Annotated in this window: 15 protein-coding genes and 2 pseudogenes; 6 read left to right on the forward strand and 11 right to left on the reverse strand. The window is 61.0% G+C overall.

Annotated elements, in window-relative coordinates; translation table 11 throughout:
* Positions 1-49 precede the first annotated feature (49 nt).
* From ASF66_RS21880 to ASF66_RS03915, 3 genes and pseudogenes are all read left to right on the forward strand, one after another.
* Positions 50-906: pseudogene (locus ASF66_RS21880) on the forward strand (IS5 family transposase).
* 3 nt (positions 907-909) lie between these two features.
* Positions 910-1,673: pseudogene (locus ASF66_RS03910) on the forward strand (IS5 family transposase); the annotation flags it as partial.
* Positions 1,674-2,279: 606 nt separating this feature from the next.
* The gene (locus ASF66_RS03915) at positions 2,280-2,651 is read left to right on the forward strand and encodes a Mor transcription activator family protein (protein WP_056842807.1); all 372 of its coding nucleotides are present in this window, start codon (positions 2,280-2,282) and stop codon (positions 2,649-2,651) included.
* A 186-nt stretch (positions 2,652-2,837) separates the two neighbouring features.
* On the opposite strand, the gene ASF66_RS03920 is transcribed toward ASF66_RS03915, so the two are convergent.
* The 3 genes from ASF66_RS03920 to ASF66_RS03930 all read right to left on the reverse strand — a co-directional run bounded on the left by ASF66_RS03920 (position 2,838) and on the right by ASF66_RS03930 (position 8,979).
* Complete coding sequence (locus tag ASF66_RS03920; protein ID WP_056842808.1) at positions 2,838-6,527, reverse strand: translocation/assembly module TamB domain-containing protein; 3,690 nt, start codon at positions 6,525-6,527, stop codon at positions 2,838-2,840.
* An 8-nt stretch (positions 6,528-6,535) separates the two neighbouring features.
* Complete coding sequence (locus ASF66_RS03925) at positions 6,536-8,263, reverse strand: autotransporter assembly complex protein TamA (RefSeq protein WP_056842809.1); 1,728 nt, start codon at positions 8,261-8,263, stop codon at positions 6,536-6,538.
* A 65-nt stretch (positions 8,264-8,328) separates the two neighbouring features.
* The gene (locus ASF66_RS03930; RefSeq protein WP_056842810.1) at positions 8,329-8,979 is read right to left on the reverse strand and encodes a hypothetical protein; all 651 of its coding nucleotides are present in this window, start codon (positions 8,977-8,979) and stop codon (positions 8,329-8,331) included.
* A 160-nt stretch (positions 8,980-9,139) separates the two neighbouring features.
* On the opposite strand from ASF66_RS03930, the gene xthA reads away from it, so the two are divergent.
* Positions 9,140-9,958 (forward strand): exodeoxyribonuclease III, encoded by an 819-nt coding sequence (xthA, locus tag ASF66_RS03935; RefSeq protein ID WP_056842811.1) that lies wholly within the window; start codon positions 9,140-9,142, stop codon positions 9,956-9,958.
* A gap of 252 nt (positions 9,959-10,210) precedes the next feature.
* Here the strand turns inward: xthA and ASF66_RS03940 are convergent, their stop codons facing one another.
* The 3 genes from ASF66_RS03940 to ASF66_RS03950 all read right to left on the reverse strand — a co-directional run bounded on the left by ASF66_RS03940 (position 10,211) and on the right by ASF66_RS03950 (position 13,205).
* The gene (locus ASF66_RS03940; RefSeq protein ID WP_056842812.1) at positions 10,211-10,912 is read right to left on the reverse strand and encodes a DUF533 domain-containing protein; all 702 of its coding nucleotides are present in this window, start codon (positions 10,910-10,912) and stop codon (positions 10,211-10,213) included.
* 89 nt (positions 10,913-11,001) lie between these two features.
* A complete protein-coding gene (locus tag ASF66_RS03945) occupies positions 11,002-11,661 on the reverse strand; it encodes a TIGR04211 family SH3 domain-containing protein (protein WP_082223591.1) in 660 nt (219 codons plus the stop codon).
* Between the two features lie 272 nt (positions 11,662-11,933).
* Positions 11,934-13,205 (reverse strand): sensor histidine kinase, encoded by a 1,272-nt coding sequence (locus ASF66_RS03950; protein ID WP_056842813.1) that lies wholly within the window; start codon positions 13,203-13,205, stop codon positions 11,934-11,936.
* Between the two features lie 491 nt (positions 13,206-13,696).
* Here ASF66_RS03950 and ASF66_RS03960 point away from each other — a divergent pair, with 491 nt between their 5' ends.
* Entirely contained in the window at positions 13,697-14,026 is a 330-nt protein-coding gene (locus ASF66_RS03960) for a hypothetical protein (protein WP_049859473.1), read from the forward strand.
* A 258-nt stretch (positions 14,027-14,284) separates the two neighbouring features.
* Positions 14,285-15,436, forward strand: coding sequence for a murein transglycosylase A (gene mltA, locus ASF66_RS03965; protein WP_442962739.1), 1,152 nt, complete (start codon positions 14,285-14,287; stop codon positions 15,434-15,436).
* 53 nt (positions 15,437-15,489) lie between these two features.
* Here mltA and ASF66_RS03970 read toward each other — a convergent pair whose 3' ends face one another.
* The 5 genes from ASF66_RS03970 to ASF66_RS03990 all read right to left on the reverse strand — a co-directional run bounded on the left by ASF66_RS03970 (position 15,490) and on the right by ASF66_RS03990 (position 22,035).
* Complete coding sequence (locus tag ASF66_RS03970) at positions 15,490-15,867, reverse strand: response regulator (protein WP_049859471.1); 378 nt, start codon at positions 15,865-15,867, stop codon at positions 15,490-15,492.
* 81 nt (positions 15,868-15,948) lie between these two features.
* Positions 15,949-17,130: a hybrid sensor histidine kinase/response regulator gene (locus ASF66_RS03975; RefSeq protein ID WP_049859470.1), complete on the reverse strand. Its 1,182-nt coding sequence runs from the start codon at positions 17,128-17,130 to the stop codon at positions 15,949-15,951.
* The gene (locus tag ASF66_RS03980; RefSeq protein WP_049859469.1) at positions 17,124-17,699 is read right to left on the reverse strand and encodes a chemotaxis protein CheB; all 576 of its coding nucleotides are present in this window, start codon (positions 17,697-17,699) and stop codon (positions 17,124-17,126) included. Before ASF66_RS03980 ends, ASF66_RS03975 begins: the two co-directional genes overlap by 7 nt.
* Positions 17,696-18,550: a CheR family methyltransferase gene (locus ASF66_RS03985; protein WP_236707045.1), complete on the reverse strand. Its 855-nt coding sequence runs from the start codon at positions 18,548-18,550 to the stop codon at positions 17,696-17,698. The genes ASF66_RS03980 and ASF66_RS03985 overlap by 4 nt, the downstream gene beginning before the upstream one ends.
* Positions 18,550-22,035: a response regulator gene (locus ASF66_RS03990; protein WP_056842816.1), complete on the reverse strand. Its 3,486-nt coding sequence runs from the start codon at positions 22,033-22,035 to the stop codon at positions 18,550-18,552. The genes ASF66_RS03985 and ASF66_RS03990 overlap by 1 nt, the downstream gene beginning before the upstream one ends.
* Between the last annotated feature and the right edge of the window lie 75 nt (positions 22,036-22,110).

Raw genomic sequence — 22,110 nt, forward strand, 5'->3', positions numbered from 1 at the left:
AGCTGAAATCTTGTAGAGTTTCCAGCCATCTACGGAAAGGAATCCTGTGATGGCAAAGCGTTACGAACGCTCGGAAGAGGCCTGGGCTTTGGTTGCTGATCTTTTCACCGAAACCCATGGGCGCGGGCGGCCCCATCTGAGCGACCGTCTGATGCTCGGTGGCGTGCTCTGGGTGCTCTGCTCAGGTGCTGCGTGGCGAGATATACCGGAACGCTTCGGCCCGTGGTCAACGGTGTATCAACGGTTTCGAGGCTGGCGAAACAAGTGCACATTCGATCAGATGCTCAAACGCTTGCACCTGAGATTGAATGAGCAAGGATTGAGCGATTTGCAAACCTGGATGATCGACTCAACCGCAGTACGCGCAACCCGAGCCTCTTCTGGCGCCGGGAAAAAAGGGGGCCCAACGAGCCTGCCGATCATGCTCTAGGCCGCAGCCGCGGTGGCCTGACGACCAAAATCCACATGCTATGCGACGCTAACGGGACACCGTTGCGCTTCCTCCTCTCTGGCGGTCATGCCAGTGACATCAGCTACGCTCAACCCCTTCTGGACGAGGTCAGTATTCCATCGAGCCAACGTGGCCGTCCGCGTAAACGCTGTAGATGGTCACTTGCCGACAAGGGCTACGACGCCGAAGCGCTAAGCCGCTATTACGACCAATATCGAATGCAGCCGGTCATCCCGCTGCGTTCAATGAAGCGCAAACCCAAGCCTGGCTTACCATGACTATTTGATCGGCCTAAGTACCAACAGCGCAATATCATCGAGCGCATGTTTAGCTGGCTGAAAGAGAATCGCCGGATCGTGACACGCTTCGACAAGCTCGCGAAAAGCTATGCCGCTATGGTCTCGCTGGCTTGTTCCATGCGGTGTTTGCGACATCTCTTTTCGTACAAAACCTAGGTCGGCTGCAGCGATCCGGCGATGGAGGAAACGCTGTACGAAACAATGATCCTTCGTCAGTTTGCCGGGTTGAGTCTGGATCGGATTCCCGATGAAACCACCCTCCTCAACTTCCGGTGCATGTTGGAAAAACACGCGTCGGCAGGCGGTACTTTGTAGGTCATCAATGGGTATCTGGGTGATCGTGGTTTGATGCTGCGCCAAGGTCGGTGGTTGATGCGACGATTGTTCATGCGCCCAGCTCGACCAAGAGCAAGGACGACATACGAGATCCTGAAAAGCACCAAACGAAGAAAGGAAACCAGTGTTTTTCCGGTATGACAGCGCATCTCGGTGTCTATACCGAGTCGGGCTTAGTTCATAGCATGGTGGGTACCGCGGCGAATGTGGCGGGCGTAACTAATGTCGATCGATTGCTGCACGTTGAGGAAACCTATGTCAATAGTGATGCGGGCTACACTGGCGTGGAAAAGCGTGCTGAGCATCAGGATCGCCAAATGATCCGGTCAATTGCGGCACGCCCCAGCCGTTGCAAAAAACATGGCAAGACCAGTTTGATCACAAGGGTATACCGCAAGATCGAGCTCGCGAAAACCCGGGTACGAACGAGGGTTGAACATCCATTTCGCCTAGTCAAGCGCCAGGTTGGCTATACGAAAGTCCGGTTTCGCGGGCTGGCTAAAAATTCAGCGCAACAGCCCCCTCTATTCGTCTTGTCGAAGGTTTGGATGGTGCGAAAACAGCTGCTGGAGATAGGAGAGGTGCGCCGTAATCCGGGAAAACGCCTTAAAAAGGTGCTGTTCGAAGGGTCGCCATCAGTTAAAAGCGGGAAAATTCTACATATCTGATCGGGCGTGGGTCTTTTGGACATCAAGCCGAGAGGACATCAAAAATTGATGCCTTTCTTAGATCTTCCCTAGGAGATTGATCTAATAGGCTATCTCTATTGAGAAGGTCTAAGCGGTGCACTATTAGCCCGCTGGTATTCTTTGGATATCAAAGTTATTCTCAAGCCAAGCATGAGCCCGCCCTTCGGGTAGATAGTGAGTCAAGTGCCTGAATCTGGATCAGTGATAGAGCCTCTCTACTCGGCGCTTGCCCCCAAGATTAGCCACTATACGAAAAGATTCAGACTGCGAGCTCATTTGCCGTTTGAATCAAACACAATATCCTCTGTGAAATCCGGGGCGGTTTAATGGTGTTTAATGAGTGGATGTTTGGCGATAACTACGTGGACTCCTGATAGATATTTCCGACGTACCTGTCGGAACCTGCCCACACCCAGAGACCCCTTGACTCCTAGAGCCTCAAAGGCGCCTGGACAAGAATGACTGCCGGCCGGATGGGCCATTTGCTGCCACAAGGAAGTCACCATGAACACCCAACAGCTTCAGCAGATCGACGTCGAGCAACTCCCCCACTCATTGCAGGTACTGATCGACTGCATTGGCGTCGAGCAAGCCTATCGCCTGACGCAACTGTATGGCGGGCGCCCACGCTACATCCCCAAGCACCCGCAACGCACCAGCCTTAGCGAACAGCTCGAAGCCGAAGCGGTGGCCGCGTTGATCCAGCGCTTCGCCGGCATGGCGTTGGAAATCCCCAAGGCCGATCATTTTCTGCGGCAGTGGCGCAACCAGCAGATTCACCACGAAACGCTCAACGGCACCTCACGCAGTGCCTTGGCGCACAAGTACGGCTTGAGCCAGCGCCAGATCGGCAATATCCGCCGTACGCTTGGCTAGGGTCTGCGTGAAAAGTCTTGAGACGAAGGTCAGGCAAGGCGAAAACAGCCGAGGAAGCGGAGTTTACGGCTTGTAAATGAGCATTCCGAGGCTGTTTTCAACGCAGCATCACCGAGTATCAAGGCTTTTCACACAGAGCCTGGTGAACCGTTCCCCCAGGCCCATTCACGGGCCTGGGTTCACTCCTCAGAAATCGCGCTTGTAGAACAGATCCAGTGAGCTGGCCACGCCACTGGCCACTTCCAGATACAGACGCTTGCTGAGCAGATAGCGCAAGGCAATGGTATTGGCCGGCTCGAATACCCCCACGCCATAACGCAAACTGAGTTTCTCCGACAGGTTTCCGCTGGCCACTACGCTCGTAGCATCGCCACTGCCCTGGGTGTCGAGCTGAAAATCCTCGATACCCAGGTCGGTCGCCAATTTGCTGGTCACCCCCGAACTGCCCATGAGGCCCAAGCCGAGCGCCGCCTGGGCCAGCATGTTGTTGTCCTCGCCGCTGTTGCCTAGCGGGCGACCCAGCACCAGATACGACAGCGCCTGCTCCTGGCTCATGGTCGGTTCCGAAAACACCTCACTGGTAGGCTGCTCGGCGTTGCCGGTCAGGCGGATGCCAGCAATCACATCGCCGGTGGTACGGATCGCTTCGATGTCCAGGTATGGCTGGCTGATGGGCCCGGCAAACAACAGCCGCGCGCGACGTATGGTCAGGCGTTGGCCATAGGCGTTGTAGCGCCCGTCGTTGAGCGCCAGTTCACCCCGAGTGTCGAGGTTGTCGCCGATGTGCACGTGACCGGCCAGGTTGGCACTCAGGCCAAAGCCGTTGAAGGTGAGTTTTTCCTGGCCCACTTCCACATCGATATCGATCGCCATGGGCAAGGGTGTCTTGCCCTGCTCGGTCTGATTGCCGACGATCACCACGTCATCGGAGAGTTTGACGGTGGACGGTGGCAACTGGCGGACGACGATGGCCCCTTTGGGAATGAACACCTTGCCGGCCACGGCGAGCCTTTCGCCATTCATCTGGATGCTCAGATCCGGTGCCGCTTCGAGCGTCGCATAGGGTTCGACGTTGATCGGCAGGCGCGTGCCCTTGAGCTGCACGTCCACGTCCAGAGCGTTGGCCCAGGCGACCATGCCACCCAACGTTCCCTGGCCCGTCTTGCCGCTTTTCCAGCTGCCCTGCAGGCGCACGCTTTCACCTGCGATCAATGCCTGCAGTTGCAAGTCCTCAAGCGTGGTGGGCAGTTCCGGGCCGGCGATCTGACCGCCGCTGAGGGTGACATTGCCGTTCACTTGAGGCGCCACCAGGGAACCGGCGATCTGCCCGCTGCCATCGAGTTGGCCCTTGAGGGTTTCCACCATGGGCATGAATGGCCGGGCGATGGAAAGATCGAGGCCGGACAGGCGGAAGCTGCCGCTGATCGGCTTGTTCTGCGCAACGGGATCGATCTGGGTGATGACCTGCAATTGTCCGAGGCGATCGCCGCGAAAGTTGAGTTCGGTATCGATCCGTTTGGGGTTCAAGCGACTGGTCAGACGCAGTGTCTGATACGGGAAATCGACCCATTGCTCTTTATTGCGCACACGCAGGGTGCCGTTGCCGGCGTCCACTGTGACCTCACCGGCCGGTCCGCTGGCAGGGACGTCGATTGCAACATCGGCGTTGAGCATGCCCTTCCAGGCGAAATCTTTCGGCAGCCATTGGGCCAGGCTGTCCAACGGAAACTGCTTGAGGTGGTAACGCAGTCGCGGCTGCGGCGCCAGGCGCTGGTCCTCGCCGCACAGGCTGGCAGATCCCGAGCGCCAGCAGTGGGCGCCGAAATTGACCTGGCCACCGGTCAGATATTCAAGACGTGCCGGTGCCTGCAGACGCCAATCCTGGCCACCGGCCTGGACCGAACCGCTGGACAGCCGTCCGCGCCAACTGCTTTGCGCGGTGAAGCCCTTGTCCAGCGTGCCGTCCAGAGCGGTGGCCAAAGCCAGTTGCGGCCCCTTGAGCGCCAATTGCAGCTGCTGCCGCTTGATATCGCCCGAGGCCTTACCGGTCAGGGTGCCCAGGTCGGTGTCACCGGCGCGAATACCGGCGGCGGTCAAATCAAGATTGCCACGCTGGGCCTTGTCGAGGGCGGCGTCCAGCGTCAGGTTCTGCAGACGGTTGCTGTCCAGTGCCAACTGACGCCCCTGCAGCGAGAGCTTGCCTTGGGGCGCCTGCAAGGTACCGGCTGCGTCGAGCTGGCCCTTGAGTTGCCCTTGCAGCCCGGGCCACAACTGGCCCAGACGGGCCAGATCGATGTTGAGTCGCGCCTGAATCCGCTGCTGCAGACTGCCTTGACCCTGGATACGATTGTCGCCCAGGCGTACGTCGAGGTTGCCCAGCGTCCAGCGCTCGCCGGCGCCCTGTGCCTTGGCCTGGAGCAGCGCAGGCTGCCCGCGCAGGCGTCCCTTGAGGTCCAGGTCGGCATCCAGCTTGAGCTGTTCGTTCTTGAATTCACCGGTGCTGCGCAGCGGACCGGCGAGGCTGCCGGGCATCTGCGCAACCCAGTAGGCAGGATCGATGGCGCTCAGGTCCAGAGCCGTGTCCCAGGCAACGCCATCGGCGAACTTGACGTTCAGGTGCCCTGCTGCCTTGCCCTGCCCCGCGACCAGTTCCAGTTGCGGCAGGAACACCTGCTGCAGATCGCCGCTAAATGGCGTCACCAGGGTAAACGCACCGGCTGGGCCATCGAAGGCACCGTTCAGGTTGCCCAGGTACTTGCCGTCGCGATAGTCGACCTCGCCTTTGAAACGCCGAACTTTCACGTCCGGCTCGGCAATGACGGGGTACAGGCGGTGCCACGGAAAGTCCTGCCAATCGATAGTGGCCTTCGCCGCCAGACCTTGTTGCCAATCCACGCTGCCAGCCAGCCGCACCTGCTCCCGCGCCGCTGAAGAAATGTCCAGGGTCTGCACCACTGCGGCCTTGGCGTCGACCCGCGCGCTCAGCACCAACGTCATCGGCGATTGTTCGGCTGGCAGACTGGCGTGGCCATCGATGGCATAGCCAGCCTGCAGGTCGCCTTTGGCGAGCAGTTCCAGTTGATTGAATGCCAAGGTGTCGGGCAGCCCGGCGCTGGGTTTGAACGCCTCGCTGACAATGCGCAGCTGGGCCGGCAAGTGTTCGGCCAGCGGCTTCAGGGTGCCCGTTATGGCGGCCGGCAGGTAGCCGGAGCTTTGCCCGTTCAGGGTCAGCGTGTCGAGCAGATCACCTGTGGCGTTCAGGGTGACTTGCCAAGGCTTGTCGTCAACCTTGGGCAACTGTACCTGGGCATTGAGGTTCAGCGGCCATTGGCCGCCGGGGCGCAGCGTGCCGTCCAGATCCAGCACCAGGTCATCGCGCTGCAGGTGCCCGCGATCGATCTTCAGGCCATTAGCGGTCCAGTGTGCCGCCAGCTCCAGACCACTGAGCTGCTGTACGCCAGCGAGTTGCAGGCTGCCGATACGCACGTCGCCCAGTTCTATGGCGACGGGCAACTGCAGGTCAGGCAGTGTGATCGGCCCGTCGCTGGCCGGGTCCTGGCTGGCGGGCAGTTGCACAAGAATGGCGTCGGTGTGCAGGGTGTCGATGCACAGCGTCATACGCCACAGGCAACTGGGTGACCAGGCCAGCTCGGGCGCCCGCACTTCGACGCGGGTCGCGCCTTGCTGCCAGATCAGCGAGTCTGCCTGCCAGTGGCTACCCAACGTGCCCTTGAAGTTTTCCAGGGTCAGTCCGGGCACACGGGCCAGCGCCCAACGACTGCCGGCCTGGGTTCCCAGCACCAGCGAAAGGGTCACCAGAACGATCAGCAACAGGCCAACGACCGCAGCCAGGGTGATCAGCGCACCGCGCTTCACCGCCGGCCTCACAGTTCCGGCCCCATGGAAAAGTGCAGCCGCACGCCGCCATCGTCATCCATCGCGTGAGCCAGGTCGAGCCGAATAGGGCCCACCGGCGACACCCAGCGCACGCCGACGCCGATGCCCGTCTTGAGGTCGGCGAATTTGAGATCGTTGAACGAATTGCCCTTGTCGATGAAGGTTGCCACGCGCCACTTTTCGGCAATCGAATATTGGTATTCGACACTGCCGGCGACCATGTAGCGTCCGCCGATGCGATCGCCATCGGAGTTCTCCGGCGAGAGGGTCTGGTAGTCGTAGCCACGCACGCTCTGGTCGCCACCGGCGAAGAAACGCAACGAAGGCGGAACGGATTTGTAACCGTTGGTGGCATTGCCGCCCAACTGCACCCGGCCAAGCAAGCGGTGATTCTGTGCCACAGTGGTCAAGCCCTTGAGCATTACGTTGCCATGCAACAGGTTGGTGTCCGACAGCACCCCTTCCTTAGCCACCTGAGCATCGAACTGCACGCGGTAGCCGTTATGGGGGTCGACCTTGTTGTCGCTCTTGAGGTAGGTGTAGCTGATGCCGGGCATCAGCAAGGTACTCAGGCCGGTGTCGTCGCCGAGCCGGTATTCTTCGCGTTGCCACTTCAAAGAGATAACCCGCTGCCAACCGCCGGGGAGTTTGCTGTGCCATTCCGGGCCGAACGTGAGCAGTTTGCTCAGGCTGTCGGTGTCGGCCAGCTCTTCGTATTGGTACCCACCGGCCCATCGCAGCTTGTCGGTCAGAGGAGGATCGAGGGGAATGTCGTACCAAAGCCCGACATTCTGCCGAGGTGCCGAAAGTTCCAGTTCCGCACCATAACTGTGGCCTTGGGGATTGACCCAATGGCGGGTCCAGTTGGCTTTGCCGCGCGGGCCGACGTCGGTCGAATACCCCAGACCCAAGCCCATGGTCCGCGGCTTGCGGGTCGTCAGCTGGACATCGACGGGAATGACTCGCTCGCTGGCGGCAGTGGGCGCAGCATCGACCCGCACGCCTTCGAAGTAGCCGCTCGATTGCAACGCCTGGTTGAGTTCGGCGATCAGTTCGGAATCGTAGGCCGTGTCTTCCTTGAACGGCACCATGCGTTGCAGGAGTTCTTCGTCGAACGGCGTGTCGCCCTGGAAGCTGACTTTACCCAGCTTGAAACGCGGGCCGCTGTTGTAGACCAGCTCGACATCCGCGACGCCGGCCCGTGGGTCGACCGCCAGACGCTGCTTGCTGAAGGTGCCGCTGAAGAACCCATAGCGCGAGGCCTGGTTCTGGATCAGCTGCTTGGCATTTTCGTACTGACCGTGGTTGAGCACGGCACCGGGCGCCAGCTCGCTGCTGCGCGGGACGCGAAAGGCCTTCAAGTCGGCCGCCGGGCCTTCGACGCGCACCATGACGTTGCGCAGATGTACAGGCTCACCCGGTTCGATACGCAGCAGCAAACGCGGGGTTTCGCCCGGCTGCACTTCGCTGGTCACGCGTGCCTGATAATAGCCCAATGCCTGGGCTGCCTTTTGCGCCTGCTCCTCGGCTCCACGACTGAAGCGCAGCAGCGCCTCACCGTCACGGTCACCCAAGCTGCCGATGTAGCCTTCGACGTTGCTCTTGAGTGCCGGGTTGGCAGGATTGACGCGTACGTCGAGTACGCTTTGGGCCTGGGCCGCCATGCTTGCGACCAGCAGCGCCAGGCTGCCGGCCAATCGTCCTGAATAATTCATAGGCGAATGCTATCACGACCCGTACGTCGATTTGGACCCTGCCAGGCGTTGCCAAGGGCTCTGGATCAGCCCTGTGCGTAACCGACTGTTTCAGGACTGGGGTGGAAGAACACATGCTCGACCACAGGCCCCAGGTTCACTTCCCCAATCTGGGTATAGCCCTGGCGCTCGAAGAACGCCAGGTAGCGCGGGTTGCCGGTGTCCAACACCACGCCTTCTGAGGTTGGATCCTGAGCACACCAGTTGTGCACCGCCGTCAGCAGTTGCTCCCCGAGTTCAGGGCCCTGAAACTCTAAATGCAGCCCCATCAACGGCAACACATGGACGGCATCCGAGGGGATGCATTCCTGGACGGCATGATGGTATTCGAGATAGCGGCGCGTGCCTTCCACACCCGTACCGAGCATCATTCGCCACTGCCAGGCCCAGCTTTCGGTGATGCCCAGGCGACGCTGCGGTGGCGCTACCAGCGCAACACCCGCCAGGCGGTCGTCGAAGAACAAGCCCAAGGCCGGCAGGTCCTGGAGAAAATGCTGATTGACCAATTGCCGCACGGTGGAACGCACACGCCGTTCGAAGCCTGGGCGATCGGCTTCGAACAGGTAGGCGAAGGTCGGGTCGACGAGATAGGTCTGGTACAGCAGCGCACGGGTTTCACGGGCGTAACCACCATCGAGCTGACGTACTTCTGCAGCGGTGGTCGAAGTCTGGGGCATCGGGTGTGTCCTTGAGGAGTGCAACGAGTAGTCAATGGACGGTCCGCGACCCTAGGGGTTCCGTACCCTGGCCAGGCAAATCGTGCGCCGGTGCCGGACGCCACGCTGGTGGGCTGCGCCGCAGTCCGTTAGCATCGCCGATTTGCCAGGATCCGCGACCATGAAAATCGTCTCGTTCAACATCAACGGCTTGCGTGCCCGCCCCCATCAGTTGGCCGCCTTGATCGACAAGCACCAGCCGGATGTGATCGGTCTGCAGGAAACCAAGGTGTCGGATGAACAGTTCCCCCAGGCCGAGATTGAGGCGCTGGGGTATCACGTGCACTTTCACGGGCAGAAAGGCCATTACGGAGTGGCATTGCTGTCGCGCGGCGCGCCGCTGAGTATCGATAAAGGGTTTGCCAGCGACGAGGAGGACGCACAGCGCCGCTTCATCCGCGGTACCTTTGCCGATGCCCAAGGCCAGGTCGTGACGATCATGAATGGTTATTTTCCACAGGGTGAAAGTCGCGACCACCCCACCAAATTCCCTGCCAAGCGCCGTTTCTACAGCGACCTGCAAACCCTGCTGGATACAGGGTTCAGCAACGATCAAGCGCTGGTGGTGATGGGTGACGTGAACATCTCTCCACAGGATTGCGATATCGGGATCGGTGCGGACAACGCCAAGCGCTGGCTGAAGACCGGCAAGTGCAGTTTCCTGCCCGAAGAGCGCGAGTGGATGCAGCGATTGCAACAGTGGGGGCTGGTGGACAGTTTCCGTCATTTGCATCCGGAAGTGGCGGACCGGTTCAGCTGGTTCGACTACCGCAGCCGCGGCTTCGAGGATGAGCCCAAGCGGGGGTTGCGAATCGACGTGATTCTGGCCTCCCACGGATTGCTGCCCAGCGTTCGGGCAGCGGGTATCGATTACGATTTGCGGGCGATGGAAAAACCTTCGGACCATGCGCCGATCTGGGTGGAGCTGGGGCCTTTGTGACCCTCCTGTAGGGATTAGCGGTGTGGCTGGACGCGGCTTGCGCCGCTGCTACAGGGATTGTGGGGCGTTTGTGGGATTGGCGGTGTGGGCGGACGCGGCTTGCGCCGCTGCTACAGGGATTGTGGGCGTTTGGTGGGTTGCGATGGTGCAACCTGGGCCGGGGCGCGGAGATGCTCTGTAGCAGCGGCGCGAGCCACGTCGGCGGTGCATGGGGTTGGCCTGCAGCATCGCCGTACGGCTTTTAAGGTGGACTTATTGCGCCTGGGCTTGCTGATCAAGCTGGGCGCGCAATTCCGGCGCCAGGTTGAGGGCAGCGGCCAATTGGTCAAGCCAAGCGCGCTCGCCGGCATCCTGCTGACCCATCAACATCACACTGGCAAGGTACATCTCCGCCGCCATCGCCGGGCCATCGGCCGCGCTGGCCAACTCCTGCGCGTCCAGCGGCCGTGCCAGTTCCGCGTCCAGCCACTGTTGCAACTGCGCATCCTCGGCATGCTCGGTCAACTCGGCGCGGATCGCCGCTTCCTCCTGCGCATCCACCCGGCCATCAGCCTTGGCAGCGGCAATCAGAGCGCGCAGGATTGCATGACTGTGCCCTTCCGCTTCCGGCTCGGACAACTGATCAACGGTGCGTAACGCCTGCTGTGGGGCGTTGGCCTGCTGTTGCTGCCAGGCCTGATAGGCCTTGTAAGCCATCATCCCCAACGATGCCAGCGCGGCGTACTTGCCGGAACCGGATCGATTACCGCCACGCCCACCCAACAGGCCGCCCAGCAAACCACCCAGACCGCCCAAACCACCGACCCCGCCGCCTGATGCACCCCGGCTGCCGCCGAGCAGGCTGCCGAGTACATCCCCCAGACCACCCTGCCCGCTCGTGGCACCAGGTTGATTGGCTGAGGATTGGCCGCCGCGCCCGCGCAGCAGTTGTTCAAGTAGGTCAGTGGTGTTCATGGCAAAGCTCTCTGTGTAGTGATGAGGAGTGCAAGACCATAGATCACCCAGCGACTCGGCGGGTTCAGCACAAACTGTAGGCGTAACCCTCAGAACCAGCGGTCGTTACGCTTGCGGCCACGGGTCATCATCGGCAGGATCAGGCCTGCGAGCAGACCGGCACCGGCGATGCTGCCGCCGTAGACCATGTAGCTCATCATCACGTGCTTGTTTTCGTCACCCAACTTCGCCTGGGTGCTGCGCAACTCGGACTGCGCATCGCTGAGCTCGGCATTCAGTGCCTTGCTGCGCGCTTCCAGCTCGTCGATCAGCGCCTTGCGCGCGTCCAGGGTTTCCTGCATGCCCTGTACGCGGTTCTTCCAACTGTCGTCGATGGTTTGCAGCTTGCCGCTCAGATCGGCGACCTGTTGGGTCAACAGGGGAACGTGCTCGGCGGGACCTGGCGTCTGTTGCAGGTCACTGCTGGGGATCCAGACACTGGAACCACCTTCACCGCGCACTTGGCTGTAGTCACCCTGGGTAGACAGCAACTCGACCTTCTGGCCGGACTTCAAACTGCCGACGATGCGATAGCCGTCGGTAGGACCACTGCGAACGAAGGTGCTCAGGTTGTCACTGACCCAGCGGCTGTTGCCAGGAGCCTCTTCGCCATGCGCCGGGCCGACAGTGAAGAGCAGGCCAGTGAATACGCCGGTGGCCACCAGGCGGGTGCGGCTGAATACGGTAGAGAAACGTTGGAATGAGGGCATGGCGATCTTCACATGAATAAGAAAAAAGGCCCCGATGAACGGACCATTCGAGAGCGGGACAGCAATGTCCCAAGAGGCTGGGCCTGCACCGGAGGGCCTGTCGCTACTACCGCTACGGGTGGCTACTACTTGCGAAGGGAGGCGATGAAAAGCTCCCAAAGGGCCTATTGCCCGGCATGCCGTCGGTTCAAGCCGCCAGCTGAAAGACCACAAAATCGTGTCAAGGTTCACAAAAAAAGAGTGACTGGCCGCACGCTATGGGTGAGTGGAAGCTAGGCGTCGCCCAGCTTCACACTGAAAAGGCAGCCGTGGGGTTCACGGCTGCTCAGGCTGACGTTCCAGCCCTGGTTGACGCAGATGCGCTGCACCAGTGACAAGCCAAGACCCAGGCCTTCGCCCCGCTGCTCGTCACCCCGCACAAAGGGCTGAAACATCGCGTTGCGTTTTTCCTCGGGAATGCCGATGCCGCTGTCTTCGACGTGGAAGCCGGTTTCCGTCAGGGTCAGGCGGACGAAACCGGTGTCGGTGTAGTGCCAGGCATTGCGCAGCAGGTTGCCCATCACCGAGTGAAGGAAGGCCTGGTTATAGACTTCGCTCGAATGGTTATCCACGACATAGATGAATTCCAGGCCCTTGGCTTCGATCTGCCGCCCCCAGATCTCCACCAGTTCATCGGCCGTACGCCTGAGCGTCGCGGTGGGGTTGCCGTGGCTGGCCGCCTCGCGATCCCGAGCGAGCAGCAGGAAGGTCTCGACCAACTGACTCATGCCGTCCGTGGCCCGGGCAATGCGGGTCACCTGTCGTTGCGAGCGTTCATCCAGCTCGCTGCCGAGCAGCAGATCGCAGGAGCTCGCCAGGATCATCAACGGCGTACGCAGCTCGTGACTGACGTCGCTGGTGAACATCTGCTCGCGGTTGAGTGCGGCGCGCAATTTGCTCAGGGTTTCATCGAACGAGCGCGCCAGTTCGCCGACCTCGTCGTCGGTGTAGTCCGGCGACAACGGCGGCGCCAGGCCGAGCATCTTGTCTCGATGACGCACCTGCCTCGCCAGACGCACCACCGGCGCCATCACCCGGCGTGCCAGCAGCCCGCCCAGCAGGATCGCCATGGCGATGCTCAACAGAAAGCCGGCGCCCACCACGATGAACAGCACATGGGCGCGTTGCTCCATGCCCTCCTGGTCGCGCAAGAGCACGTATTGACGCCCGTCGACCTGAGCAACCATGGCGTAGTAGGTGCGCGGGCCGAGGGTGAGCTCCTGGAACCCGACCGGCAGGGTCTTGAGTTCATCAGGCATGCTCAGGTCGCCGTCGCCGCCATCAATGTAGAACAGCTCGTCTTTCTCGGGGCGATGGCGCCAGTCGTCCGCATTGTCCACCAGCAACAGGCGGTGCATGTTGCCGCTCAGGCTCATTGTCGTCAGCTTGCGCTCCACCAGATGCACGGTGGCCACGATGCCTACCGCGAATACCCCGGCGACGAACGCGCTCATCAAGGCAAACACGATGACGATGCGGCGACTCAGACTCTGTTTGAACTCCATACTGCTCCAGTGGGTGCTTGCACGGGACGACCCGACCGTGCCCGGGCCGAGCATGATTATAGGAGCGATCGGAACAATCAACCCTTGCCGTGACTTTCTCGGGATTGCGGGTCGCTATCAAGGATTTCCCTTGCCAACGCACCGTGACCAAGGGGTCATAATTAAAATATGTAGTGCCGATATAAAAGCACTACATATCCATTGACGCGCCCCTTCAAGCCTTGCATGATGAGGCCGTCTCCCTGATCGGGAACAGAGCAGAGCCCGAACAAGCCCTGCTCGATGAGCCATCGAGCCACTCCGATGACCTCCGCGTACCAGGCGGGCCGCTGGAACCTTAACGACATGAGTTTCATGTAGTCAGGGTCACCGGCACTACACATCGAGCTCGAGCCAGTACTGACCTAGACGGACAACACCTGATGCGTACCGGCGGATGCGTGTTGAAGACGACAACCTGACAGATCACACAGAGCTCAAGGAGCGTAATCATGAACTTGAATCACCAACCTACCGTCGACCAACTTGCTCGTATTCTGGCCGCCGGACGTGACACGCTGGACGATCATATCCTTTGGGTCTGCAAGCGTGGCGACGTGCATATAGATGCCCTGGCCAACGACGCCGACGGCGAAGCATTCGAGCGCAATCACCCCGAACTGCGTGCGCGCATGCCTATCTACCGGCGTGGCAAAGGCTACGTTGGCAAGAAAGCTGCGGCTGACCGACAATTCGTCAACGATGTATTCCAGACACTCAACCGGGAATGGAGCCTGAGCCAGGGCCAAGGCCAGGTTCGACGGATCGCGAGCTATTGCTGAACTCGATCGCGGTGAACCTGGACCACTGCGTCAACCCGAACGCGGCTCGCGCCGCTGCTACAGGGAGTGGTGCCATCCTGTAGCAGCGGCGCGAGCCGCGTCGGCGGACACAATCAGGACGCGGATTGCAACCTTCTGTAGCAGCGGCGCGAGCCGCGTCGGCAGACACCGCGGTGTGTCTGGATCACCGCACAGATTTGACGTCGAGTGTGGGTTTATCCAAAGTAGCCGCCTCTCCCCGCTATCAGGATGCGTTGCGTGACCCATTTCCGTTTTCCCTGGCGGCGCCTGCTCATCGGCGTCGTGCCAGCGCTGGCGTTGTTGTCCGCCTGCGACAACGACAACAAGCCTGTCGCCCCCCCCCACCCCGTCGCCACCTACGCACCCGCCTCCTGGAGTGACCTGCCAAAGGTCAGCGACGGCGATCTGCAAGCCGGTTTTGCGGCGTGGCGTTCTGCCTGTCAGCGCCTGGCCAAGGACGCTATCTGGGGAGCCACTTGCGCCGCCGCGCAGACAGTCGACACGTCGCCTGCCGCGATTCGTACCTTTCTTGAGGCCCAGTTGCAGGTCTATGGCCTGCGCTCAGCCGAAAAAGGCGAACACGGCCTGATCACCGGCTACTACGAACCCGTCTATTCGGGCAGCCTCAAGGCCGACGCGCAGCATCCGGTCCCCGTCTACGGCGTGCCGACCGACATGATCAGCGTGCAATTGGACAGCCTCTACCCCGAACTCAAAGGCAAACGTCTTCGCGGTCGGCTCGATGGTCAGGTACTGCGCCCTTATGACGACGCCGCCACGATCCAGCGCCAAGGCATCAATGCCCCCGTGGTCGCCTGGATGCGCGACCCCATGGACCTGCAGTTCCTGCAGATTCAGGGCTCGGGCCGCCTGCAGCTGGACAGCGGCCGCCAACTGCGGGTGGGCTACGCCGACCAGAACGGCCACCCGTACCGTCCGGTCGGCCGTTGGCTGGTCGAGCAAGGCCTGCTCAAGAAAGAAGAAGTCAGCATGGGCCGCATCCGCGAGTGGGCTGTGGCCAATCCGCAGCGGGTGCCGGAACTGCTCGCCAGCAATCCCAGCTACGTGTTCTTCAGCCTGCGCCCAGACAGCAACGAAGGCCCCCGCGGCTCACTCAACGTGCCGCTGACCGCTGGCTACAGTGTTGCAATCGATCGCAAAGTGATACCGCTGGGCAGTCTTTTGTGGCTGTCCACCACACGCCCTGACGGCAGCCCAGTGGTGCGCCCGGTCGCGGCCCAGGACACCGGTGGCGCCATTGCCGGCGAAGTGCGTGCGGATCTGTTCTGGGGTACGGGAGACGAAGCCGGGGAACTGGCCGGCAACATGAAGCAGGAAGGTCAAGTGTGGCTGCTCTGGCCCAAAGGTGCCGCGCTGCCCACGCCCTGAAGCCGATAGCGCCTGGATAAACAGGGTGCCTGACCGTCAGGCACCCTGCTCTCTTACGCCAGTAATTTCTCGATCTGTTGGTGCAGCGTGTCCAGATCGAATGGCTTGGCCAGGATCGGTGCCTTGCGCGCGATTGGGCTGTTGGTCTCTTCAATTTCTGCCGGATAGCCGCTGATGAAGATAACTTTGAGATCCGGGCGCAACAGCACTGCGGGTTCAGCGATCTTCACGCCGGAGATGCCGCCGGGCAAACGAAAGTCTGTCACCATAAGATCCAGGTGCGGCTTTGTCGCAAGAATCTCCAACGCCTGCTCGCCGTTCTCGGCCTGCAAAACGCGATAGCCCTGACCAGACAAATAGTCCGCCAGCACCATCAATATCAACGGCTCGTCCTCGACGATGAGAACGACATCTTGTGCATCTTCACTCATGGGGAAGCCTATGTACGTGTGTGTTTCGCTGCCATTACGACCATGACCTGCGACAGAGGTTGCGTGTGATTGCGCTTATTCCTACAGCGGGAGGCTGACCCGGAACGTCGCACCGTCGCCCAGCGCACTCTCGACTTCGATACGTCCTCCATGAGCGGCCACGATCTGCTCGGAAATGAACAACCCCAAGCCCAGCCCGGCCACCACATTGCTACCGGAAACGCGCTCGAACTGCTGAAAGATCCGTAGCTGGTTTTCCTTGCTGATGCCGATGCCATGGTCGCGCACTTCCACGCGCGCCCAGCCGTTGTGTCCATAAACCGTGACTTCGACCGGACCTTTGCCACCGTAGCGCAGTGCATTGGAAATCAGGTTGCTGACCACCTGTTCGATGCGGAACTCGTCCCAGATGCCCAGCACGGGCTCGTCGGCGCGCAAACTGATGGTGCAATCGGCCGCGTCCACTTGGGGCGCGAAACTGTCGACCAGGTTGCGTACCAATTGCGCGAGGTCGAACTGGGCAGGTCGGATGGACAACTTGCCGGTACGGATCCGCGACACATCGAGCATGTCTTCGATCAGACGAATCAGGCTCTGGATCTGGCGCTCGTCGCGCTCGACCATGGCGCGCATCTTGTCGAGGGTGAAGGCGTCGGCGTTATCGCGTGCCAGGTGCAACTTGCGCAGTTGGGTTTCCAGGATCAGGCCGTTGAGCGGCGTGCGCACCTCGTGGGAGACGATCGACATGAAGTCGTCACGCATGCGCACCGCATGTTCCAGCTCGCTTTGGGTCACCTGCAGACGCTTGAGCAGGACCTCCTGCTCCTGGCGCGAGCGCTCCAGCGCATCGAGCTGCTCTTTGAGGGTCTTGCGCTGACGGTACAGGTCGACGAACACGCTGACCTTGCTCTTCACCGCCTGCATGTCGAGCGGCTTGTGCAGAAAGTCGACCGCGCCGCTCTCGTAGCCCTTGAAGGCATAGTTGAGCTCGCGCCCGGCGGCGCTGACGAAGACGATCGGGATGTTCTTGGTCTTCTCGGTGCTGCGCATCAGTTCTGCCAGCTCGAAACCGTTCATGCCTGGCATCTGCACGTCGAGAATGGCCATGGCGAATTCGTGCTGCAGCAACAATGAAAGGGCTTCATCGGCCGACAACGCCTTGTGCACCTCACGGCCGGGGCTAGCGATCAATGCCTCCAGGGCCAGCAGGTTTTCCGGCAGGTCATCGACGATCAACAGTTTTGCTTGGACGTTGCTTAGCATGTGCTTCGTTCCAGCTCGGCAAGCAGACAGCCAATGCCGTGGAGTGAAAGAATATGGTCAGGCGTCTGCAGGCGGATGGCCGCCTGCGGCATGACCGCAACCCGCGCCTCGGCGGGGTCTTGGACGATGGTCAAGCCACCTTTGCGTTTAATGCTGGCCAGGCCACGCGCACCGTCCTCGTTGGCCCCGGTCAGCAGCACGCCGATCAGGCTGGCGCCATAGGCATCGGCTGCCGAATCGAAGAGAAAGTCGATCGCTGGCCGTGAATAATGAACCCGCTCCTCCTGACTCAATGACAGACTGAAGTCGCGCTCTACCGACAAGTGATAGCTGGGCCCGGCGAAGTAGAACATGCCTGCCTCGATCGGCTCCTTGTCGCGGGCCTGGCGCACCGGCCGATTCAAGCGCCGCTCAAACACTTCCGCCAGCTGGCTGTGACGCTCGTCGGGCAGGTGCAGTACCGTCAGCACCGGTAGCTTGAAGTTCGTCGGTAGCTGGCCGTAGATGCCCAGCAACGCTTCCACGCCGCCGGCCGAAGCCCCCACCACCACCGCTTGAAAACGACTCATGACTTGCGATAGATCCGTTCCGGGCGCGTCAGGGTTTCGAAGCGCGAACTGTAGGCCGAGAAATCCAGGGTTTCCTTGCTGCCCAGCATGAGAAAGCCACGCCGGCTCAACGACTCGTGGAACAGTCCGAAAGCACGGTCCTGCAACCCCTTGTTGAAATAGATGAGCACATTGCGACACGACACCAACTGCGTCTCGGAAAACACGCTGTCGGTGGCCAGGCTATGGTCGGCGAAAGTCACGTTGGCGCGCAGGCTGCTGTCGAAGATCGCGTTGCCGTAGGCCGCCGTATAATAGTCGGAGAACGAGCGAGTGCCACCGGCGCGCTGGTAGTTCTGCGTATAGGCGCGCACGCTTTCCATGGAATAGATGCCTTGCTTGGCCTTCTCCAGGGAGACTGGGTTGATGTCGGTCGCGTAGATGATGGTACGTTCGAGCAGACCTTCTTCGCGCAACAGGATGGCCATCGAATAGACCTCCTCCCCGGTGCTGCAGCCGGCGATCCAGACTTTCACCGACGGGTAGGTCTTGAGCAACGGCACCACTTCGCGGCGCAAGGCCAGAAAGTGCTCAGGATCACGAAACATCTCGCTGACCGGGATCGTCAGGTACTGCAGCAGCTCCATGAACGCCGTGGGCTCGTGCAGCACCCGCGCCTGCAGCGACGAGACGCTGCCGCACTCCATCTGCCGCAGCGCGTGCAGAATGCGGCGCTTCACCGAAGCGCCGGAATAGTCACGGAAATCGTAGCTGTAGGTGAGGTAGATCGCCTCGATCAACAGCCGGATCTCGATATCGATATGGCGTTCGGCAGCCGGTTGCGGCGACTGATCAGCCAGGGAATCACTCACTACATGCGCTCCAGTTGCGGCAACCAGACGCGGATCAAGGAGAACAGGCGGTCCAGGTCGATGGGCTTGGCCAGGTAGTCGTTGGAACCGGCCTGCAGGCAGCGCTCCTGATCGTCCTTCATGGCCTTTGCGGTCACCGCGATGATCGGTAGCTTGCGCCAGCGTGGATCCTTGCGAATTTCACGGGTCGCTTCGTAGCCGTCCATCTCGGGCATCATCACATCCATCAACACCAGATCGATGTCCTCGACCTGATTCAGCTTGTCGATCGCCTCACGGCCGTTACGGCCCACTTCAACGATGGCGCCCTTGTGTTCCAGGGCGCTGGTCAAGGCAAAGATATTGCGCACGTCGTCGTCGACCACGAGGATCTTGCGGCCCTCGAAGACCTTGTCGCGACTGCGGGCGGTTTTCAGCATCTTCTGCCGCTCATGGGACAACTGCGATTCGACTTTGTGCAGAAACAGGGTCACTTCGTCGAGCAGACGCTCGGGCGAGCGCGCACCCTTGATGATGATCGAGCGCGAGTACTTGAGCAGCTCGGTTTCTTCATCGCGGGTCAGGTTGCGACCGGTGTAGACGATCACCGGCGGGAACGAACGGATCTCCTCGTTGGACATGCGCTTGAGCAGGTCGCCGCCGAGCATGTCGGGCAACTTGAGGTCGATGATCATGCAGTCGTAGATGTTGTCACGCAGCAGGTCGAGCGCTTCCTGGGCAAAGCCCACGGCGGTGATCTCGACATCGTCGTCGCCGATCAGCAGGGAAATGCTTTCGCGCTGCAGGTCGTCGTCTTCCACCAGCAGAATGCGCTTGAGCTTCTGGGTGAGCTTGGCTTCCAGGCGGCCGAAGACCTCCTTGAGTTCGTCGCGCGTGGTCGGCTTGACCGCATAGCCGATCGCACCCATGTGCATGGCCGCCTCGACCCGATCCTCGACCGAAATCACGTGCACCGGAATGTGCCGGGTGGTGGCCAGCTCCTTGAGGCGTTGCAGTACGGTCAGACCGGAATGGTCGGGCAAACGCATGTCGAGCAGCACCGCATCGGGCACGAAGGTCGCTGCCAGATCGAAGCCCTCGTCGGCACCGTGTGCTACCAGACAGTGGTAGTCCAGCTCGTGGGCCAGGTCGTAGAGAATGCGGGCGAAATTGGGTTCGTCTTCGACGACCAGAATGCAGCGCTTGGTGAACGGCCCCTTGTCACGGTCGTCGGCGAAGCGAGCCACGGTCAGCGGTGCTTCGATCACCGCCGGGGTGTTGGATACCGGCTGCGGCGCGATGACCATGGGCTGCGGTGCGTGTCGCGGTGCCTCGATGATCTCTTCGTAACGCTGCGGCAGGACCAGGGTGAAGATGCTGCCCTTGCCCAGCTCGCTGGTGACGGTGATGTAGCCACCGAGCATGTTGGCCAGATCGCGGGAAATCGACAGACCCAGGCCGGTGCCGCCGTAACGACGGTTGGTGGTGCCGTCGGCCTGGCGGAACGCTTCGAAAATGGCCTGTTGCTGGTCGACGGCGATGCCGATGCCGGTGTCGCGAATCTGGAAGGCAATGCCGTCATTGGCGTGGCCGGAAACCAGCAGCTCGACCATGCCGTGTTCGGTGAACTTGAGCGCATTGGCCAACAGGTTCTTGAGAATCTGCTCCACGCGCTGGCGATCGGTATAGAGCATCGCCGGGGCATCGGGAAGAATCTGTACCGACAGCTCGAGATGCTTCTGCCCGGCCAGCGGCTCGAAGGTCATGCGCAGACTGTCCACCAGCCGCGGCACGCTGCTGTTTTCCGGGCGCAGGTCGAGCTTGCCGGCCTCGACCTTGGAGATGTCCAGAATGTCGTTGATCAGGTTGAGCAGGTCGTTGCCCGCCGAATAGATCGACTCGGCGAACTTGACCTGATCGGCCGTGAGGTTTTCCTGGGGGTTTTCCGCCAGCAATTTGGCCAGGATCAACGAGCTGTTGAGCGGCGTGCGCAGCTCGTGGGACATGTTGGCGAGGAACTCGGACTTGTAGCGGCTCGAACGCTGCAGCTCGTCGGCGCGCTCTTCGAGCTGCACCTGGGCCTGGTTCAACTCAAGGTTCTTGCGATCCAGCGCGTCGCGCTGCTCGCCCAGCGCTTCGGTACGTTCGGCCAGTTGCTCGTTGGTCTGCTCGAGCTCGGCCTGCTGGGTTTCAAGGTACGCCTGAGACTCCTTGAGCACCCGCGACTGCTCTTCAAGCTCTTCGTTGGCGGTCTTGAGCTCTTCCTGCTGCACTTGCAGTTCTTCATTGAGCTGCTGGGTTTCGGCGAGCACCTCCTGCAGACGCTGACGATAGCGCGCCGCTTCGATGGCGGTGCCGATGTTGTCGGCCAGCAACTCCACGATTTCCAGGTCACGGTCGGTCAAGGGCCGCAGGAAGCCCAACTCGACCACGGCATTGATGTGGTCGTTGTCGTTGGTCGGTATCACCAGCACGCTGCGCGCCGCGCCCTCGCCCAGGCCGGAGCTCAGGCGCAGGTAATTGGCCGGCACGTCGTCCAGACGAATGACCCGGTTGCGCTGCACGGCCTGGCCCGCGATGCCCTCGCCGTTGAGCAGCACCTGATCCATGACTTCACGCTCGCGGGAAAACCCGTACGACGCGATGCGGCGCAGGTTGCCGTGCTCTTCGCGGATGTACACCGCGGCCACAACCGTACCCAGATACTGGGCAAAGAACTGCAGCATGTTGCGGCCCAGCATCTGCAATGTTTGCTGGCCCAGCAACTGCTCGGCCAGTTGCGTCTGACCAGTGCGCAGCCAGGCCTGGTCCTGCAGGCGCTTGGCACCCTTCTGCAGGGCGGCCAGGTTGCCACCGTAGGAGGTCGACAGTTCGGTCATGTCGCGTCGGCCGAAGTACGCCAGCAATGCACTGACCACGAAAACGAACAGCACATAGAGGCTGACCGAGGTCCAGATGGTGCGCGAGACGTTCTCGCTGCGTTCCACCCGCAACTGCTGCTCCATGGCGATGAAGCCTTCATATTCCTTGCGGATCGCGTCGGTCAGACGCTTGCCGCGACCGGTCTGGACAACGCTGGAATAGTCGCCGGTGGTGCGTTTGAGCGCGATCAACTGCTCGCCGTAGTCGAGCCAGTCCTTTTGCAGCGCCATGATCCGCGTCAGCCGATCGACCTGGCGCGGGTTGTCGCTGACCAGCGCCTGCAACGCCGGCAGTTCGGCGGCCAGACGCGGTTTGGCCAGCTCATAGGGATCCAGGTAGCCTTCGGCGCCCGACAACAGGTAACCGCGCATGCCGGTTTCCATGTCGATGGACAGCTTGGTCGCTTCGTTGGCGTTGTTGATCACGCGGTCGGTGTGCTCGACCCAGTCGATCACGGACAGCAGGTAGACGATGATGCCGATGAACACGGCGGCGCTGAGCACGCCGACGCCCAGCGGCAAGCCGACGTTGCGACTGAGCAGCCGACGGAAGCTTTGTTCGTCGATCGAAGAGGGTTTGTTCATGTCCTTGGACCCGGATCCTGTAATCGAGGCGGGGGATTTTGCCGCAATTCGATCAAAGAGTTAGGTTTTTTCCGT

This window comes from Pseudomonas sp. Leaf129, from assembly GCF_001423465.1.
In the GTDB taxonomy this organism is placed as follows: Bacteria; Pseudomonadota; Gammaproteobacteria; order Pseudomonadales; family Pseudomonadaceae; genus Aquipseudomonas; species Aquipseudomonas coleopterorum.